Source organism: Rossellomorea sp. SC111 (assembly GCF_024733565.1).
Classification (GTDB): Bacteria; Bacillota; Bacilli; order Bacillales; family Bacillaceae_B; genus Rossellomorea.
In genome coordinates this window covers 188,510-208,001 of record NZ_JANIOC010000006.1, presented here as the reverse complement: position 1 = coordinate 208,001, position 19,492 = coordinate 188,510, and the positions used below count along the sequence as shown (strand labels likewise).

General features: G+C 42.0%; 17 protein-coding genes. 1 reads left to right on the top strand and 16 read right to left on the bottom strand.

What is annotated here, in order from left to right; genetic code table 11:
- Window positions 1-70: 70 nt before the first annotated feature.
- Window positions 71-1,282 carry a hypothetical protein gene (locus tag NQ095_RS10000; RefSeq protein ID WP_258263319.1) on the bottom strand — a complete coding sequence of 404 codons (1,212 nt, stop codon included), beginning with the start codon at window positions 1,280-1,282 and terminating at the stop codon, window positions 71-73.
- A gap of 93 nt (window positions 1,283-1,375) precedes the next feature.
- Window positions 1,376-2,548, bottom strand: coding sequence for a BMQ_0737 family morphogenetic spore coat protein (locus tag NQ095_RS09995; protein ID WP_258263318.1), 1,173 nt, complete (start codon window positions 2,546-2,548; stop codon window positions 1,376-1,378).
- 483 nt (window positions 2,549-3,031) lie between these two features.
- On the opposite strand from NQ095_RS09995, the gene NQ095_RS09990 reads away from it, so the two are divergent.
- Entirely contained in the window at window positions 3,032-4,039 is a 1,008-nt protein-coding gene (locus NQ095_RS09990) for a hypothetical protein (protein ID WP_258263317.1), read from the top strand.
- Between the two features lie 21 nt (window positions 4,040-4,060).
- Here the strand turns inward: NQ095_RS09990 and NQ095_RS09985 are convergent, their stop codons facing one another.
- From NQ095_RS09985 to yfmH, 14 genes are all read right to left on the bottom strand, one after another.
- On the bottom strand, window positions 4,061-4,927 hold the full coding sequence (locus tag NQ095_RS09985; RefSeq protein ID WP_258263316.1) for a 2-oxoacid:ferredoxin oxidoreductase subunit beta: 867 nt from the start codon (window positions 4,925-4,927) through the stop codon (window positions 4,061-4,063).
- Window positions 4,928-4,930: 3 nt separating this feature from the next.
- Window positions 4,931-6,673, bottom strand: coding sequence for a 2-oxoacid:acceptor oxidoreductase subunit alpha (locus NQ095_RS09980; RefSeq protein ID WP_258263315.1), 1,743 nt, complete (start codon window positions 6,671-6,673; stop codon window positions 4,931-4,933).
- 858 nt (window positions 6,674-7,531) lie between these two features.
- A complete protein-coding gene (locus NQ095_RS09975) occupies window positions 7,532-8,455 on the bottom strand; it encodes a dipeptidase (RefSeq protein ID WP_258263314.1) in 924 nt (307 codons plus the stop codon).
- A gap of 100 nt (window positions 8,456-8,555) precedes the next feature.
- Entirely contained in the window at window positions 8,556-8,816 is a 261-nt protein-coding gene (gene spoVS, locus NQ095_RS09970; protein ID WP_034760060.1) for a stage V sporulation protein SpoVS, read from the bottom strand.
- Window positions 8,817-8,952: 136 nt separating this feature from the next.
- Window positions 8,953-9,756 carry a TIGR00282 family metallophosphoesterase gene (locus tag NQ095_RS09965; protein WP_258263313.1) on the bottom strand — a complete coding sequence of 268 codons (804 nt, stop codon included), beginning with the start codon at window positions 9,754-9,756 and terminating at the stop codon, window positions 8,953-8,955.
- 162 nt (window positions 9,757-9,918) lie between these two features.
- On the bottom strand, window positions 9,919-11,478 hold the full coding sequence (rny, locus tag NQ095_RS09960; RefSeq protein WP_258263312.1) for a ribonuclease Y: 1,560 nt from the start codon (window positions 11,476-11,478) through the stop codon (window positions 9,919-9,921).
- Between the two features lie 447 nt (window positions 11,479-11,925).
- Window positions 11,926-12,963 (bottom strand): recombinase RecA, encoded by a 1,038-nt coding sequence (gene recA, locus NQ095_RS09955; RefSeq protein WP_060669610.1) that lies wholly within the window; start codon window positions 12,961-12,963, stop codon window positions 11,926-11,928.
- A 197-nt stretch (window positions 12,964-13,160) separates the two neighbouring features.
- On the bottom strand, window positions 13,161-14,396 hold the full coding sequence (locus NQ095_RS09950; RefSeq protein ID WP_258263311.1) for a competence/damage-inducible protein A: 1,236 nt from the start codon (window positions 14,394-14,396) through the stop codon (window positions 13,161-13,163).
- A 71-nt stretch (window positions 14,397-14,467) separates the two neighbouring features.
- Complete coding sequence (gene pgsA, locus NQ095_RS09945) at window positions 14,468-15,046, bottom strand: CDP-diacylglycerol--glycerol-3-phosphate 3-phosphatidyltransferase (protein WP_258263310.1); 579 nt, start codon at window positions 15,044-15,046, stop codon at window positions 14,468-14,470.
- Between the two features lie 81 nt (window positions 15,047-15,127).
- Entirely contained in the window at window positions 15,128-16,027 is a 900-nt protein-coding gene (locus NQ095_RS09940) for a helix-turn-helix domain-containing protein (RefSeq protein ID WP_258263309.1), read from the bottom strand.
- A gap of 19 nt (window positions 16,028-16,046) precedes the next feature.
- Window positions 16,047-16,838: a DUF3388 domain-containing protein gene (locus NQ095_RS09935; protein ID WP_034760078.1), complete on the bottom strand. Its 792-nt coding sequence runs from the start codon at window positions 16,836-16,838 to the stop codon at window positions 16,047-16,049.
- A gap of 230 nt (window positions 16,839-17,068) precedes the next feature.
- Complete coding sequence (locus NQ095_RS09930; protein WP_258263308.1) at window positions 17,069-17,326, bottom strand: DUF3243 domain-containing protein; 258 nt, start codon at window positions 17,324-17,326, stop codon at window positions 17,069-17,071.
- 88 nt (window positions 17,327-17,414) lie between these two features.
- Window positions 17,415-18,131 carry an elongation factor P 5-aminopentanone reductase gene (ymfI, locus tag NQ095_RS09925; RefSeq protein ID WP_258263307.1) on the bottom strand — a complete coding sequence of 239 codons (717 nt, stop codon included), beginning with the start codon at window positions 18,129-18,131 and terminating at the stop codon, window positions 17,415-17,417.
- Window positions 18,132-18,200: 69 nt separating this feature from the next.
- Complete coding sequence (gene yfmH, locus NQ095_RS09920) at window positions 18,201-19,490, bottom strand: EF-P 5-aminopentanol modification-associated protein YfmH (protein ID WP_258263306.1); 1,290 nt, start codon at window positions 19,488-19,490, stop codon at window positions 18,201-18,203.
- Window positions 19,491-19,492: the final 2 nt, after the last annotated feature.

The window sequence follows — 19,492 nt, the reverse complement described above, 5'->3', positions numbered from 1 at the left end:
GGTATACTTTTTTTCTGCTTGTAAATTTTATTCAGATCTTTGGACTGCATGATTATCCCCCCTTTCAAATTCACCTCATGTATTTATTTGGATTGAACATGGTCCGTTTAGCATCCGAAGACATTGGAATATTACCGTATTCATCGAATTGAGGATTGACTTGTGGAGCTTGTTTTTTTGCTGAACTCTGCTGCTTCATTTTATTGTACAATTCATTTTTTTTATTTGATTGAGCTTGGAGCTCCTTTCGCAGCTGCGTTAATTCCTTTTCAAGCTCTGATTCCCTCTGATTTTTTTCTTTTTGTTTCCCTGAATACTTATCATTTAGCAGTTCCACTTGCCTTTCGAGTTCATTTTCTCGTTGTTTACATTCTTCTACCTGTGCCTTCAATCCAAGGATTTTTTCTTCATAAAATCCTTCCACTGTTTTTAACTCTTCATATAGTGCATTCATCTGATTCAAGTAGTCCTGGGTTGTTTCCGCCCTTTTTTTATTTTGATCCAGGGAATCCTTTACTTCGTTGAATTTATCTGAATAAGACATCAAATGATCCTCGATCAAATCAAGTTTCTTAATAATTTCTGGATGATTGTTTTCCTCTTCCTTGCCCCATAAGAATTTCCACACTTTATGATGCCACCTTTCATTTTTTTGTCCCTTTAATTTATGTTTTTGCATTTGTAACCAGTCTATATAAACATGAAAAGCATGTTGAAACATCTCAAACTCATTAGACTCTTTACCTTCCAATAAGAAATATCTATTCGCCTCCATTAATAGCAAAATAACTTTATTCTTTAAAGATTCGAGACTGGATTTTCCTTCACTTGAATGACTTTCATATATGACTCTTATTTCAGGGATGAAGGAAGGAGGGAAAGGGATGTCACTCTCCGACTTTATACCTTCTTGAGTATCCGTCTCAACAGTCAACGTTGTTCGTTTATCCTGAGATTTATCAAACAATGTTTCTCCAGCTGATAAAGAGTCGAGATCTACCTGTTTTTGTATTTGAATAAACAGCTCATGTTTTACTTCCATCTCCTGAAGTAAATAATCAATTTGTTCGGTTAAGGTCTGTATAGTATGATGGTTTTCAGCAATTTCCAGCTGATAGACCCTGTGTTTCGATCTTTCTCTGGACAATTCCTCCGACACATTTCGGATCCGGTTTGAATAATGAGTATAGAGAGCCTCTAAATCATTCGAAAGAACTTGAATGTCATTTATAATGTCATGATGCTCTATGTTGGTGCTAGATGTATGATCCTCCTCAATCATTTTTGTCACCCCCCGTTGGCGTTTTTATTATCATATGTACGGTTTGTTTACATGTTAAAAAAAAGGAGAGAGATACCTCTCTCCCTCATTTAATTAGGCGTCCATATCTCCAAGTAAGTCAGCGAATGTTTCACACTCACCAAACTCGACTAATGCATCTACAACACCACTATCAAAGATGACAACGTTGGCAGTATTTCTAAGGATTAAGCGGAAACCTTCAGTTGGTGCATCAAAGATTTGAAGCTCATAGAATAATTGTTCAGGTGCTCCGTCAAAGTAACGGATTCCTTCTCCAACTGCCGTAAGTGCATCGGTACCACAAGTAACTCTGTCGATAGAAGATGGATCGAATGTGAAGCTGAAATCAGGCTGGAAGCCAGTAGCTGTAGGAGCTGGTGTAGGACCGACTTCTGTATCTGTAAAGGAGTAAGAGAATGTGCTGTCTCCAAGAGAACATTCCTGACAAATCTCGGCTCTCAATGTGGATAGCCCCGTTACGATGTCAGCTGTTCCTCCAGTACCGAATGTTGCCTCTGTATCTTCATTTCTAGCAAGAGCTGTTCCTTGACATTCACAGTTCGCAACAGGGAATAATCCAGGACATTGTCGAGGGAATTCTAGTAAACTAAGGTCGCACTTAAGTCTTTCTTCTGGCACAGGAATGTTATTCGGACGAGGGAAACAGAATTTAGCCAATACTTCCAATTTAACTGGGTACTCGACTTGAACATCTTTACAAAGGACTACTTTCAGTGGAATCATCGGTCCAAATGGATCTGGTCCCATTAATACTCCACCAGAAGTCGCTATGACCTGTGTCGCTCTGATGTTTAAGTTTGCATTTGTGATTCCGACCGGTACGCATAGCATGATTTCATCTGTGAATTGAGTGCGTACAGTGAATGAACATTCCGCTACTCCTGCAATTAAAATCGTTACTTCTACAGGAACTGTCCACACGATTAGGACTTTCCCCGGGTTACCGTTCTCAATGATAGAGGCTGAAACACTTACGTCTGCTGGATCTACCGGAGCGGTTTGTACCTCTACTCTTTGGCCAGCCGCTAATGCTGCACTGACTGCCGCACGACATGCTTCATCTGGAATAAAGTTTTTGTTCTCATACTTGTTCGCGAAGAACACCCAGTCATATACTTTGTCAACGCGGATACATTCCGGTGCTAAGTCATTGGGATCCAAAGGGATTGGTGACGGTGATGGTGTCGGAGTCTGGGAACCCCTAATTTGTTTACGCTTCTTCAAACAAATCTTCCTTTCTTTTAATGAATATTTATATCACATTATATCCTATGGACGAGAAAGAATTTGGTATAGAGTAAACACCTATTTATTCAAAAAAAAATTAATAGGCGTATTCATAGTTTTTTGAATACTATTAAAAAATAGGCTGGTTCTATAGACGTTTGACAGTACATCAGGAATGAAACCGTCATATTATATAACATAAGAAAGGAGGAATGTTAAAGCATAAAAGCAGGCTACATGTTAAAATAAAAAATTTAAACATTCATATATAGTTTAATTTAAACTTTATTGGGTTACGCAGCTTCCTTTAAATGAATATTACGAACGTGAACGATCAACTATCATTGCAATGATATTAATTATATATAAAAGCCATGTAAACGCTGGGAAGTTTACATGGCTTCTTTCATGGACAAATACCGTTCATCTTGATCATTACATATACATAATAGAAATAAATGGTGAAAGGAGCTAATTTCCATGAGACAACTTTCCAACATCCAGCTCCAGCAACAAATCATCCATTATAAATCTGAAATGGAAAAGTACAAAAAAAAGTGTGAAAGGTTAGAAAACAGAACCCTTCCCCAAAATTATGTCGACATCAAGAAAGAAAATGCTCTATTACAAAGCCGGATACAAACATGTCTTAGGGAGCTTGAAATCCAGGCATCTGAAAAACACATGGAATCCTCAAAATACCAAGCCCTTTTGTCTGCTCAGGAAAGGGAAGTAAAAAAGCTCCGGTATATTCTTAACCAGGTCAAAGACCAACTACGGACATACACGACTCATTATGTATCAGAAACCAATAAACAAACCGAACACTATCTTGAATCAAGGAATTCACTGGTACACGAAATCAGGGCCTTACAAGTTGAGAATAGTTACTTATTGAAAGAGAAGGAACTCCTAATGATTTCCAACCAAGAAGCAGATAAACAATTATATAAAAAAGAAATCCTATTATGGGAGCTTGAGGCACTGTTAGAGGATTTGAAAAAAGAATCGGCATCAAAAATGCACCGGTTGCTTATCGAAAAATGTTTTACTGAAGATCAGAATCATCGTCTTCTGTATGACAATGAGATGTTACAAAATCGCCTATACTTCAATGAGATCGAGTTATATGAGTCTTATAACCTCCTGACGGAATCCAAGATCATATCTGAATGGGTCAATAAGCGGCAAAAAGAATATCTTGAACGTGCAGGTCAAGTTCAGAAGGATAATGAGTCATCAATTCAAAAGTTACAGGAAGAATTAAGAAAAATGCAGGATGATAAAAACGTCATCACCCGTTCACTTCAATCCGTCAGAATGAACATCAAAGACTTGAAGGATAAAGTATTCTTCATTGATGAAGAAGATCCCATCGCCACGAAAGACACTCTGAAAAATTATGAAAATACCATCCATCATCTTCAATTCACCAACTCTCTCTTGAATGAAGAAATCAATAAATTAAAAAACAAACCGGGCCCCTAAAAAGGAGTCCGGTTTCTTCCATTACATAAATTCTTTCACTAATTCATCAAATTTACTTTCATCTAATTTTAAATCATGAGTGCTGAGAGGCTCTTCGGAATAACCTGACACCAAGTCCTGGTAGGATGGCTGTTCATTGTTTTGATAAATCAAGCCAGTAACCAGTCCATCCTTCTCCATAAGAGTATTCATGGCTTGCTCCCGATTCGATGGGTCATATCCTTCTACATCACCGAGCTTTGTCAGGTTCTCCTTGAACCAATCGTACGTATTGATTTTATTATATGTGACACAAGGGCTGAATACATTGATCAGGGAAAAACCTTTATGGTTAAGTCCCGCTTCGATTAATGCCGTCAGCTCTTTCAAGTCAGAAGAGAAGCTTTGAGCGACAAAGGTTGCTCCTGCCGAAAGGGCCATTTCCATTGGGGCAAGTGCCTGTTCGATCGATCCCTGTGGCGTAGACTTGGTTTTGAACCCGGCGGACGAACGTGGAGACGTTTGTCCTTTTGTTAATCCATAAATTTGATTGTCCATTACAATATATGTGACATCAACATTCCGGCGAATGGCATGAATCGTATGCCCAAGACCGATGGCGAATCCATCCCCATCCCCGCCTGAAGCGATGACGGTTAAATCTTTATTGGCCATCTTCAATCCTTGGGCAATCGGAAGTGACCGCCCATGGATTCCGTGAAAGCCGTAAGAATTGATGTATCCGGAAATACGTCCCGAACATCCGATCCCTGAAACGACCGCTAACTGTTCCGGATCCAGACCCACATTGGCAGAAGCCCGTTGGATCGCAGCTTGTACCGAGAAGTCACCACATCCAGGACACCAGTTTGGTTTAACATTATTCCTGAAATCTTTGAAGGTAGCCATGGATCAGTTCAACTCCTTACATCTTGAATGAATTTCATTTGGTAAGTATGGTGTGCCATCATACTTTGTCATTTTAACGATTTTATTCCCGTAGCCTACATTCATTTTGATAATATTGGCTAATTGACCGGTAGCGTTATTCTCAATCACGACCACTTTCTTCGCAGTTTGCATTAATAGTTCCAATTCATCTGCAGGGAAAGGATGGATTAAACGGACGTGGGCATGATTCACTTTCAATCCATCGGCTTCCAAACGACCCATCGATTCTTCAATCACCCCGCGAGTGGAGTTGAAACCTACTAATAATAAGTCAGGCTCTTCATGAGGAGCATGTGTGTGTATTGGAGTTTGGAATTTGATTTTCTCAAGTTTCCGCAGTCGTTTATCCATCTGCGCCTGTCTGTTCACAGGAGATTCAGATGGCTTCCCAGTTTCATCGTGCTCTACCCCTGTGACATGATGAATCCCATTTTTCATACCTGGGATGACGCGGGGTGATACCCCATCTTCAGTCACTTCAAAGCGCTTATAATATTTCTTAGGCTCTAATTCTTCTAATTCAGATTCGTTTGAAGAAAGTTTTCCTCTGCGTATTTCCACTTTACTGTAATCAAGTGGTTCCACCGTTTGTTTACCTAAGGAAAGTTGGAGATCCGAAAGAATGATGACCGGGCATTGATACTCTTCCGCCAGGTTAAAAGCTTCCACTGTATCATAAAAAGCTTCCTGAACTGTACTTGGAGCCAGGACGATCTTAGGGATTTCTCCGTGGGTACCGTAAATCATCGCCATCAAATCGGATTGTTCCTGTTTCGTAGGCAACCCTGTAGACGGTCCCCCGCGCTGCGTATCCACTACAACCAGTGGCTGTTCTGTCATCCCCGATAGCCCTATCGCTTCCATCATGAGTGAGAGCCCTGGTCCTGCTGAAGCCGTGAAGGAACGGATCCCTCCGTAGTTCGCTCCAATTGCCATAGTGGCCGCTGCAATTTCATCCTCTGTTTGGATGACGGTCCCGCCGACCATTGGAAGCTTCTTAATAAGATACTCCATGATCTCAGAAGCAGGCGTAATCGGATAAGCTGCCATCAAACGAACGCCTCCTGCCAATGCACCTAGTGCAATGGCGTCGTTACCGATCATGAACATGCGTTTTTTCCCGTCTGCTTCTCTCAGTTGCAGTGAACCGACCTTGTCACCGAGTTCTGCTTTCATCGTCGCGAATCCCTGCTTAATCGCTTCCATATTTTTCTCCACGACCGTTTCACCTTTACGACCAAAGATTTCTTCCACTACTTCCTTGAAAACATTTGGATCCAGGTTGAGAACGGCACAGGTAGCCCCAACTGCCACCATGTTCTTCATAAGGGAAGTCCCGAGCTCCGTCGCTAATTCAGTGAAGGGTACAACGTATAGGGATGCATCCGTATCTTCAGGTTTCACAGGTTTGAATTTCGCATCGGCGATCATAACGCCATCGCTATGTAATTCTTTATAATTGACATCAATCGTTTCCTGGTCAAATGCAACCAAAATATCTAAATCATCAGCAATCGCACGAACTTGAGTGGTGCTTACACGGATCTTATTATTTGTATGTCCTCCTTTAATACGGGAGGAGAAATGGCGGTAACCATATAAGAAATATCCAAGGCGATTGAGGGCCATGGAAAAGATTTCACCTGTACTCTCAATACCTTCACCCTGCTGTCCGCCAACTTTCCATGAAAGCTGTTCCTTCATTCATTACACCCCTTCATTCATTATTTGCAACATCTATTGTTGAAGCATATTCTCTTCATTAGGATCGATCATCTATTACTGATGCAGCATTTTCATATATTTACTCTATCAGTTTATCACTTTTCTCTTTAAATCACTACTGTATTGAAGAGATTATCATTCGAAACACGTCCATATCGGCACAAGTGAGGATGGGACATAACTAACTCTTGTTCCTCTAAAGACGAACAATCAACCAATTAGTTAGGATCACCTGTTACACCGCTGCCAGATTTCCGTGCAAGACTTCGCTTTCCTCGGGCGTTCGGCTTGCCTCCTCGTCGCAGACGCTCCTGCGGGGTCTTACCTATTCCGCTTTTCCCGTAGGAGTCTTCGTCTTGCACTCCAATCAACAGCTAGAACCTGCTATATACATCGATTGCTTTAGCAGAATAATATAGTCCCGGTATGTCGGAGCAGTATGGATCATTCACATCAGGTAAGAAAGAGTATTTGTATGATTAACTGAAATCCGTCACTGAAACTAATAGAATAGAAATTGGGGTATGCAATCGTGTAGCAATTATAGTGAGACGCTTACGCTTGGAAAGTTGATTTCCGTTCCAGGTGCTCGACTCCTGCGGGAATTGCGGGAAAGTTGAGACCCCGCAGGGCGAAGCCCGAGGAGGCTCAACTCACGCCCCGCGGAAAGCGAGCACCTGGAACGGAAATCAACCACTACTCACTACATCTAAAACATAAATATGTACGTTAACAGCCAAATGATGAATCCGAACGATCTGATTTCAAAAAAGAATTTCGAATGATCGTTCGGACTTTCTTTTTAATTAAACACTTTTGTCCCAGCTTCATTTGTAATCAATCAGGTAGTCTCTCAAAGAAGTTCAGGAATAAGAATTTTTCCACTAGCTTTTCACTGTAGTATCGTTGGAGGGTGTTGATTAGGTTACCATAGTGAATGTATGAGGATAGGCCCTGTACGGTTTCGGATATACCGTCGAAGTCTGAGCCAAATCCGATATGGTCCTCACCTCCGAGACTGCATATATGTTCGATATGGCGGACTACATCAGAAATCTCCGCTGTCCCTTTCTTGTTTAAAAACGGCGGGACAAAGGTGATGCCCATCACACTGTTTTTCTTGATGAGTGCCTCAATTTGATCATTCTTTAGGTTTCGTGGATTGGGACAGATCGAGTAGGCATTAGAGTGGGAGGCTATTGGATATTCAGCTGAATCCATCACATCCCAGAATGCTTTTTCACATAAATGGGAGACATCTGTCCAAAGTCTTTTCTCATTTAAGAAGGATATGATTTCCTCCCCGAAGTTAGTCAGCCCGCTCCCTCTTGGTTCAAGCGCACCATCTGCTGCTGCATTTGCCCAATTCCACGTTAAACCGACTGACCGGACTCCCAGCCTGTAAAGGATCTCGAGCTTCGTAAGATCCTCCTCCACTGCTTCGGCACCTTCCAGTGTCAGCATTGCTCCTATTTCATCTTCCTCAAGGTGTTTTATATCGTTTTTACAGGTGACGAATTTCAGTTTAGGGTTTGGCTTAAGGATCTGATTATGAAACAGATTCACCATTTCAAGTGCTGCTTGAAACCGTTGCCCCGGCTTCAGGTAAGATGGGATATAAATTGCGAACAACTGTACTTTACTACTGCTTTGAATGAGTTGAGGATATGTAATATGTAAGGAACTCTTTGATTGAAAGGCTCCACTCCCCGGCTCTAAATATAGTTTCATCAAAACATCACAGTGTGCATCAAATATCATATTTGGTCTTCCTTTCCGTTTCTTTTCATATATGTATATTTGTTCATAGTATAAAGGCTGTCCACTAAAGGGTCCCCTTTAATGAACAGCCTATGGTTTATTATCTCGGTTCCACGATTAACTTTATCGCCGTACGTTCTTCTCCATCGATCAGAATATCTGTAAACGCAGGAATACATATTAAATCTAAACCACTGGGAGCCACAAAGCCTCTTGCAATGGCAACAGCCTTGACCGCTTGATTTAAAGCTCCTGCACCGATTGCTTGTATTTCAGCTCCTCCTCTCTCACGAAGAACACCGGCGAGTGCACCAGCTACAGAATTAGGATTAGATTTTGCTGAAACTTTTAATATTTCCATTCCTTTTCCTCCTTGTCATTTCCCCCATACCGTATGTCCGTGGTAAAGAACAAACTTGGTATAAATGATTCCACTGATACTATATTCAGGAAATGGACAAATCATTCCGGTAACACCGAAAAAGGAAGGAAAACATTTAATATTCTGCCATAAATGGATGGTCTTCGTTGATCAATATGCGCTCGATTTTTTTAGATTTCCCCGACTTCTGATCAATATCGATTAAACAAGCACTCAGGATTTTACGACCGGCCTTCGGTACTTCAAAACGGACAGGAAGACTGGTCTGGAACCTCCTTAGAACAGAATCCCTACTCATTCCCAATACCTCATCGTATGGTCCGGTCATACCAACATCACACATAAAGGCTGTCCCATTTGGAAGGATCCGGTTGTCCGCCGTTTGAACATGTGTGTGTGTTCCAATCACTGCAGACACGCGGCCATCCAGAAACCACCCTACAGCCTGCTTCTCACTTGTTGCTTCTGCATGAAAATCAACGAAAATCACGGATGTTCTCTTTTTCGCCTCATCTACAAGCTCATCAAGAGCTTTGAATGGATCATCAAGTGGAGGCATAAACGTCCTTCCTTGAGCATTGATGACCGCAACCTCTTTACCGTACACCTCCCCGAACACCAAACCGCTTCCCGGCGTTCCTTCCGGGAAATTAGCCGGCCTCACCATTTGTTTCGATGAGTCGATAAAATTAAAGATATCCTTATTGTCCCATGTGTGATTTCCCAGCGTGACCATATTGGCACCATCTTGTATGAATTGTTTATATATTTTCTCAGTTATTCCTCTTCCTGATGCAGCATTTTCCCCATTTACGATCGTAAAATCCGGTGAATGCTTCCTCTTTAACTTAGGCAGGTATTCTGTAATCATTTCACGGCCCATTGAACCTACTACGTCTCCAACAAATAATATTTTCATTAAAATTCCCTTCTCTATATGTATTCATCCTTGTCATTATTGTATCACAAATAATCTGTCGCCTAATCATCCTTATAAAATCCAACATCCATTCTGCGACGGATGATAGAAAGAGATAAAAAAAGCTGACTCGAAAGGGATATCCCTCCTCGAGTCAACCTCTTATTTTGCGTATTCGACGGCCCTTGTTTCACGGATGACCGTTACTTTAATATGGCCTGGATAGTCAAGCTCATCTTCAATACGTTTACGGATATCCCTTGCCAATCGGTGGGATTCCAGATCGTCAATGGCTTCCGGCCTAACCATGATACGTACTTCACGGCCAGCCTGGATTGCGAAGGATTTCTCAACGCCTTCATATGACTCTGAGATTTCTTCAAGTTTCTCCAGTCGACGGATGTAGTTCTCAAGCGTCTCACTTCTTGCTCCAGGTCGGGCAGCAGATAAAGCATCGGCTGCAGCAACCAGTACGGCAATGATGGACGTTGGCTCTGTATCTCCGTGGTGAGAAGCAATACTGTTGATGACAACAGGATGCTCTTTGTACTTCGTTGCAAGCTCTACACCAATTTCGACGTGGCTTCCTTCCACTTCATGGTCGATCGCTTTACCGATATCATGAAGCAATCCGGCGCGTTTGGCGAGTCTTTCATCCTCACCAAGCTCTGCTGCGAGTAGTCCGGATAGATAGGCCACTTCCATTGAGTGTTTTAAAACGTTTTGACCGTAACTTGTACGATACTTCAAACGTCCCAAGATCTTGATCAAATCCGGATGAAGCCCATGAACGCCTACTTCGAAAGTTGTCTGTTCACCAATTTCCCGGATATACTCATCCACTTCACGGCGGGATTTATCCACCATTTCTTCAATTCGTGCAGGGTGGATACGTCCATCCTGAACTAATTTCTCTAATGCAATTCGAGCCGTTTCTCTACGAATCGGATCAAAACCAGAAAGAATAACTGCTTCAGGAGTATCATCGATTATCAAATCAATTCCCGTAAGTGTTTCCAGCGTACGAATGTTACGTCCTTCCCGCCCAATAATTCGACCTTTCATCTCATCATTCGGTAGATTCACAACACTGACCGTTGTTTCTGCCACATGTTCGGCAGCACAACGTTGAATAGCCAGTGAAAGGACTTCTTTCGCCTTCTTATCTGCATCTTCCTTCGCACGGGTTTCATGCTCTCTGACCATGATGGCGATATCATGGGAGAGTTCATTTTCAACGCGGTCAAGGATGATTCCTTTCGCTTCATCACGAGTCAGGCTTGAGATACGTTCTAGCTCTGTTTGCTGTGATCGTACCATCTCGTCCACTTTGCTTTCCGTCTCTTCAATATGTTGTTGTCTCTCGTTAAGAGTCCCCTCTTTTCTCTCGAGTAAGCCTTCACGCTTATCAAGCGATTCATCTTTCCGATCGAGGTTTTCCTCTTTTTGCATCAAACGATTTTCTTGTTTTTGCAATTCATTTCTTCGTTCACGAAGGTCGTTTTCCATTTCAGTGCGAAGTTTATGATTTTCGTCCTTTGCTTCCAAAAGTGCTTCTTTCTTCAGAGCATCTGCCTCGCGCTTCGCATCTTCTAAAATCTGCTCCGCTGAACCTTTAGCACCAGCAATCTTTGCTTCAGCAATGGACTTACGAATTAGGTATCCAACAACTACACCGACGATTAGGCCAAGCAAAATGGAGATGATTGTTATGGGTTGCATTATTTCACCTCCTCTTGCTATGAACTGTCATCATGTTTTTTACATGTCGGCTTGTACATTGCTCATTTGAACAAAATATACAGCGCTAGGCTTTCAAATATTCATTCGAAAAATTTGTAAAATATACATGTTAATTTTAAATCTCTGAAAATTTATTGTCAAGGGGTTGAGCCTTCTATCACTAGATTTCTCAAGGGTTTTTTTGTAATCGACAAAAATTGACACTGTCGCATTGGGCTTGTAAATGTGTTTTGATCAAAACCATCTTTTTCATTTTTTTTTAGAAGTGCGGGTTCAACCGGTGATTCCCGGGTATGTATAACCTGACAAGTATCGATTACCCACCGTTTTCCAGAAAAGGGGTTGTTACTATTTTCCACCAAAACGCGTATTCCCATACATAATAAAGAGAAGCAAACCAAATCATGTTTGCTTCTCTTTCCCCACTTAGTCTTCCAGAAGACTTAATTCACCTTGATCGTCCGTTTCAGCACGGCCAGTATCCAATCCGTAATGCTCACGGATCTTCAGCATGATTTCATTACGGATCTCAGGATTTTCCTTCAGGAAGATCTTCGCGTTTTCACGTCCCTGACCAAGGCGCTCTTCGTTGTAGGAGTACCAGGCACCGCTCTTTTGAACGATGTCCAATTCAGACCCAAGATCGACGATTTCACCTTCTTTGGAGATTCCTTCACCGTACATGATATCGACTTCGGCTACACGGAAAGGTGGAGCCACTTTATTTTTCACTACTTTGATCTTCGTTTTATTTCCTACCATTTCATTCCCCTGCTTAAGGGTTTCGGCACGGCGGACTTCCAAACGTACGGAAGAATAGAACTTCAGTGCACGTCCCCCGGGAGTCGTTTCAGGATTACCGAACATGACCCCGACCTTCTCACGGATCTGGTTAATGAATATGGCGATGGTCTTCGATTTATTGATGGCACCGGAAAGTTTACGAAGGGCCTGTGACATCAAACGGGCTTGAAGACCAACGTGAGCGTCTCCCATCTCTCCTTCGATTTCTGCTTTCGGTACAAGGGCTGCAACAGAGTCGATAACGATGGCGTCCACCGCTCCACTACGTACAAGAGCTTCAGCGATTTCCAATGCCTGCTCACCTGTATCTGGTTGTGAAAGCAATAATTCATCTATGTTTACCCCAAGCTTTTGAGCATACTCGGGATCAAGTGCGTGCTCAGCATCGATGAATGCTGCCTGCCCGCCCTGAGCCTGTACCTCTGCTATCGCATGAAGTGCCACGGTTGTTTTACCGGATGATTCGGGACCATACACCTCAATGATCCTTCCACGTGGATATCCGCCTATTCCAAGAGCAGCGTCCAGTGCTAGTGAACCACTTGGACATGTTACTACGTTTCTGTCCGTTTTCTCCCCAAGCTTCATGATTGAGCCTTTACCAAACTGCTTTTCTATTTGTTTTAACGCCATATCTAAGGCTGCTTTACGATCGCTCACAAATCTTCCTCCTTTGAATATAAACCTTGTAATTGACAACTTATAAGTTTGTCTCAAATCCAACCTATCTATACTATAAACGTTTTTATTAGAGAAAACAAGAAAAAAATCGAACATTCATTCGGTTTTTTTCTTTGGATGTGCCGGATTAAAAAAAGATAAAAAGCTGCCTCCAAAAAGAAGACAGCTTTAACTAACTAACTCAATTCCTTGATCAAATAGTGCCAACCATACTTCGCCGTTCTCATCCGGTTCCCATTCCGGCCACCGCCAAGGTTCAGTAGAAATGCCTTGGTCGTTCCATCCTTCATGGATAATCCAATCCAGACGGTCCCGGCAGGCTGTCCTTGGTGTGGATCCGGTCCTGCTACACCTGTAAAGCTGACCCCGATGTCGGTGGAAAACAGCTCTCTTACGTTTTCAGCCAGTTCCCGTGCACATTGCTCACTTACTGATGAATGCTGTTTCAGTGTACTATCATTAACAGATAAAATCCTTGTCTTGATGTCATCTTGATAGCAGACTACCCCACCACTTAATACATCAGATGCCCCAGGGAGGGACGTCAGCTGAGCCTGGAACAGTCCTCCAGTCAAACTTTCTGCACATGAAAGGGTAAGGCCCTTCTCTTTTAATAGATGGAACCCCACTTCGACAAGGGAATCCTGATTATAACCGTAGAAGTATTCTCCCACCCTGTTCAAGACCTCTTTTTCCACTGAATCCAATAGTGAAATGGCAATATCCCTTGACTCGTGCTTGGCCGTCAGCCTCAAGGTCACCTCTCCGTCACCTGCGAGAGGTGCGATGGTGGGGTTGGTTTGTCTGTCGATCAGATCTTCTAATTCCGTTTCAAGCTCTGCTTCCCCGATGCCAAAGAAACGAAGGACCCGTGAGTGGATGACTTCTTTTTTCTTCATTAAGTTCAGGATTGCCTGTTTGCCGTGCTTATCAAACATCGGTCTCATTTCAGACGGCGGACCAGGGAGAAGCATATAGGCATTGCCGCCCTTTTTCAATAACATGCCCGGAGCCATACCGTGTTCGTTCTTCAATACGTGGGCACCCGATAATATAAGGGCTTGCTTTTCATTGTTCGGAGTCATTTCACGATTGACCTTTTTAAAATAGCTTTTAATCGATTCCAATGCGTCAATATCCATGCTTAAAGTCGTTCCTAAAGCATTTGCAATCGTTTCTTTTGTCAGATCATCCTTTGTGGGTCCAAGACCACCAGTGAATATCAACAAGTCCGCTCGCTTCTCCGCTACCTCAATTGCCTGGTGTAAACGGGCAGGATTATCCCCCACACTTGTGTGGTAATACACATTTACTCCCATTTCAGCTAACTGCTCGGAAATGAATTGAGCATTGGAATTGACGATCTGTCCGAGCAACAACTCAGAACCAACCGCTATTATTTCTGCATTCATCTTTAATCCCCCTAAAATATGATGAAAAGAAGGGGATGATTCTATTTGAATCAATCCCCTGGTTTACACTGTTATTTCGAATTCACAAATGCTTTTTTATTATGTTTGAAATAGTCCCATCCTGACCAAATTGTAAAGAACATAGCAACCCATAAAGCAATCGTAGCAAATGGAAGATCGATCAGTTCGAAAATGGCGTTATGAAGAAGAAGGGCTGAGATTGCGATGATCTGTGCCCAGGTTTTAATCTTGCCGAGTTGACCTGCTGCAACCACTTCCCCTTCCCCCGCTAATACGAGACGAAGACCTGTTACGGCAAACTCACGACTGATGATGATGATGACGATCCACGATGGGGCAAGGCCCAACTCGACAAGTACGATAAGCGCAGCCGATACAAGCAATTTATCTGCCAACGGGTCTAAGAATTTCCCCAAATTTGTCACCAGGTCCAGTTTTCTGGCATAATACCCGTCAATCCAATCCGTCGTTGCCGCAATGATAAAAATCAAAGCTCCCACAAAATGCTTGACCGGCATTTCCGCCCCTAGAAACATCATCTCACCCCAATTGAACGGTGCAAGCATGATGATTAAAAATAATGGAATCAAAAATATCCTTGATACTGTAATCTTATTAGGTAAGTTCACCTTTCTACCTCCAATGCTTTAAAAACGCGTATACCCTTAGTATGTAAGAAAAAGGAGTTATTAAAACTCCCCCCGTTTCAATTATTGCTCTGAGTGCGGTACGTAATTGATGATGATATCCTGCCTCACGACATCTGTTGCAGATATTTTATACTCAAGCTGTTTACCGTTCACACTTATATCCGTATTCGAAGCATCTCCAATAATGAGGTATGCCTGTTTATCATCGGAAAGGTCAAAGTCCTTTTTACTTCCCTGTTTCAACAGTCCTTCAAACAAAACCTGCTCGTCGGTGTTAAAGACTTTTACCCACGTGTCTCCCTTAGCTGACAATTCCAGCTTGAATTCTTTTGCATTATTCAATTCGTACGTCGTTTTATAGTCTGAGGAATCCACTGCTTCTAAAGACTGTTCAGGCTGCGAAGTATCTTCCCCGTTTTTTTGATCTTCTGAAGGCTTCGGTTCTTCGGTCTGTTCTTTATCCTTAGTTTCATCTTCAGGCTTCTCGCCTTCAGCACTCTTATTCTCATCAACATCCACTTGTGTCTGGTTTTCTGTTTGGTTGGATTCAGGTGCCTTGTCCCCTACTTTCCCTTGCCAAAATACCCATAAGGCAATCAGTGCACCAATGACAAATAGAGCTATGAGCAGCTTCGGTAAAAAGTCAAATACCTTCGTCGAGCTCTCTGGAACACTCTTCCGGGATTGCACCCTTGAAAGGGAAATCGGGATTTCATCTTCATAGGTCGTCGGGATTTCATCCTTGTGTTCTTCGAAAATCACCTCGGGAGGAAGTCCGACTGCTTCACAATATTGCTTAATGAATGCGCGCACGTAGAATTTACCCGGCATCGCATCATAATTCCCTTCTTCAATCCCAATCAAATAGCGTTTTTGTATTTTTGTTATCCTTTGTAAATCATCAAGGCTGTAATCTTTCGCCTCTCGAGCTTCCTTTAAACGATTTCCTAATTCCGTCACTACTTAACACCTTCCAATATTAAAAATCAAAACCTCCAAAATCGGAATTTTGAAATAGATTATTTTGTTCAACTAATTCGTATGTAATTTCTTCATCAGGATCGTTTCTAAGTTCAATGATATAATCAAAATCTTCAAGTGAATATTCAGAGTTTTGAACGAATACATCAGGATGTTCAATTACTTTCACAGCAGGTAATCTCATGATCTCCCTCACCAGCTGCCAATGTTTCTCACTTGCACGGCGTGTAGAAACGATGCCGTCTATAATAAATAAGTTCTCAGCGGAATACTCATCTTCAATGAGCTTGCTTCGTATCGTTTGCTTTAATAATGTAGAAGAGACAAAAAGCCACTTCTTATTCGCACATACACTTGATGCCACGATGGATTCGGTCTTCCCTACCCGGGGCATCCCTCTGATCCCAACAAGCTTGTGTCCCTCCTGCTTAAATAATTCAGCTAAAAAATCAACTAATAAACCAAGCTCATCACGAACAAATCGAAACGTTTTCTTGTCGTCGGCATCACGTTGGATATAGCGGCCGTGACGCACAGCAAGACGATCCCTTAATTTAGGTTCCCGGAGCTTTGTCACATTGATTGTATCCATCGTTTGCAGGATGGATTCAAGCCTCATGATCTGTTCATCATTATTGGCAAGGAGAAGCATTCCCCTTCTTCCTTCATCCACACCATTTATCGTCACTATATTGATAGAAAGCATTCCTAATAACGAGGATATATCACCTAAGAGGCCTGGACGATTTTTTTGTATTTCATATTCTAAATACCATTCCTTGCGTTCCATCGCTTACCTCCCCTGAAAAACTGTGACATCCACTTCGATATAAATTGACATAATTCGAAAATTTATTTAAACATCTAGGTATTATAATAAATGATTTTCTGGCAATAGAAAAGCAAAACCTACATAAATATGTGCAATTTCTCATTAATACCTGAAATGATAACTTGAAGACCAATATTATGTGGTGTTAGTCATTCCCCATAAGAAAAAGGAGAGGGAAATCCCTCTCCTTAACGACCGCCGTTATTATTAACAAGCTTGACCATCATATTGGCGATGGCATGTTGCTCTTCTGGAGACGCGACTGACCATAAATCCGCTAATACTTTTTCCTGATCGTTCTTAGCTTCGACTTGATTGGCTAAGTAATCACCGATTTGATAAGCCAAGTCATTTACCGTTTCGTGCTCCATACCGCCGTGTTCTGCCTGGTTTAGGCGTTCCCCTAAAAAGTTTTTCCAATCAGACCAGTTATCTAATACAGACATTTGTCATGACCTCCTTTATTGAAATACAACCTTAGTTTGTATCCCGGAGGAGAAATTATGCGCTGGAATCATCTGTTTGAAAATTTTTTTATGTGTGCCATCCACCATTGACGGAAAGGGTTTGACCTGTAATATATGAGGCCCTGGATGATAGAAGGAACTGAATGGAGTCCGCGATTTCCCCTGGTTGAGCAAACCGGCCAAAAGGGATCTCTTCACGGATCGCATCTTTATCTTCATCAGTGAATGAGCCCATCATGGACGTATCAACGGCACCGGGTGCTATGGCGTTTACCCTTACCCCGCTTAATGCAAGCTCTTTACTCAAGGATTTCACAAATGCTATTTGAGCACCTTTGACGGTTGAATATACAACCTCACAGGCACCTCCTATCTGTCCCCAGATTGAACTCACCATGACAATCGCCCCTTTCCGGTCAATCAACTTAGGCAGGAGTTTTTGAACAAGGAGCATCGGACTTTTGACATGAAGGTTGATCATCTGATCCATATCGTCTTCTGAGTGGTCCTGGAAGAGACCCCAGGTAGAATTTCCACTACAGTAAATGATCGCATCGAGTTGAAATATGGAACGGACAAGATTATCCAATTTCTCAGGGTTGGCAAGATTCACCTGAATGGGGATCGCCTCCACTCCCAACGCTTCAACTTTATGAACCAATTCTTTCATTGCATCTTCATTGGAATGATAATGCAAGTATAGATTCCACCCCTCCTCTGCCAATGTAAGGGCAGTACTGCTCCCGATTCCACCTGATGCCCCTGTAATTAATGCATATTTCATTTGCTTCACTCCAAACGTCATTCACATAAATAGAGGAACTATCCTATAAAAAGGATAGCTCCCCTCCCATTATGATTTAGGTACGACCTGACATACCGTAAATCGTTCTTCACTGATAATGAACCCCGCAACCGCCTGGATATCTTCATATTTCAACGATTCAAGGGTAGGCACGACTTCAAATAAATCCATTTCATTGAAGGCATAGCGGGTAAATTGATTCGCAATATACTCAGGAGAATTGATGGCACGCAGGAATGCACCAATCTTCTTCTTCTTCGTTCTCTCAAGATTTTCCTCAGTAAATAGAGATTCCTGTTTAGCTTTCAGGAGCAGCGATTGTACCTTCTCAGAAAGTTCATCCGGCTTTTCCGTATCTCCTCCGACTGTAAGGAAACCAAAGCCATTTTCCTGTGTATAGTCATAATGGAATGTCTCATCGATCAAGCCATCATTATAAAGTTCGGAATAGTACGGTGAACTCTTCCCGAACAGCATATCAAGAAAAACATTCATGGAAAGCTCTTGTCTAAGCATTTCCCGCCCCTGCTGGGTAGGTTCCGGAGCTTTCAGTCCGACGATACATTTAGGACTTTGAACGTTCATCTTAAGAACCTGTTTTTTCTCCGCGACTGTCTCTGGTTCATCGTCGAATTTACGCTTGATTTCAGGCATTTTTTCATAATCTTTCTTTTCCTGATTCGAACGGACCTGATTCATGACCTGTTCGGGATCCACCGATCCAACCACGAATAAGAGCATATTACTTGGATGGTAGAATGTATTATAACACTGATAGAGCATATCCTTTGTAATCGGGGTGATGGATTCGATCGTTCCTGCAATATCAATTTTCACAGGGTGATTCTTATACATATTCTGGATTACACCGAAGTATAAACGCCAATCAGGATTATCATCATACATGGTGATTTCCTGCCCGATGATGCCTTTTTCCTTTTCCACCGTTTTCTCCGTAAAGTACGGATCTTGTACGAAATCGATGAGTGTTTCTAAATTTCGTTCTACATTTGTCGTACTTGAGAATAGATAAGCTGTTCGTGTAAAAGAAGTGAAGGCATTGGCTGATGCCCCTTGGCGACTGAATTGTTGAAAGACATCTCCATCCTCTTTTTCAAACAGTTTATGTTCTAAGAAATGGGCGATTCCATCGGGTACTTTGACGAATTCATCTTCATCCAAAGGGACAAAATGATTGTCGATGCTTCCATATTTCGTTGTAAATGTAGCATACGTCTTGTTAAACCCTTTTTTCGGGAGGATATATACGTCGAGACCATTTGACATTTTTTCATAGTACAAATTTTCTTGTAATTGATCGAAGGAAATTTTCTTCATCT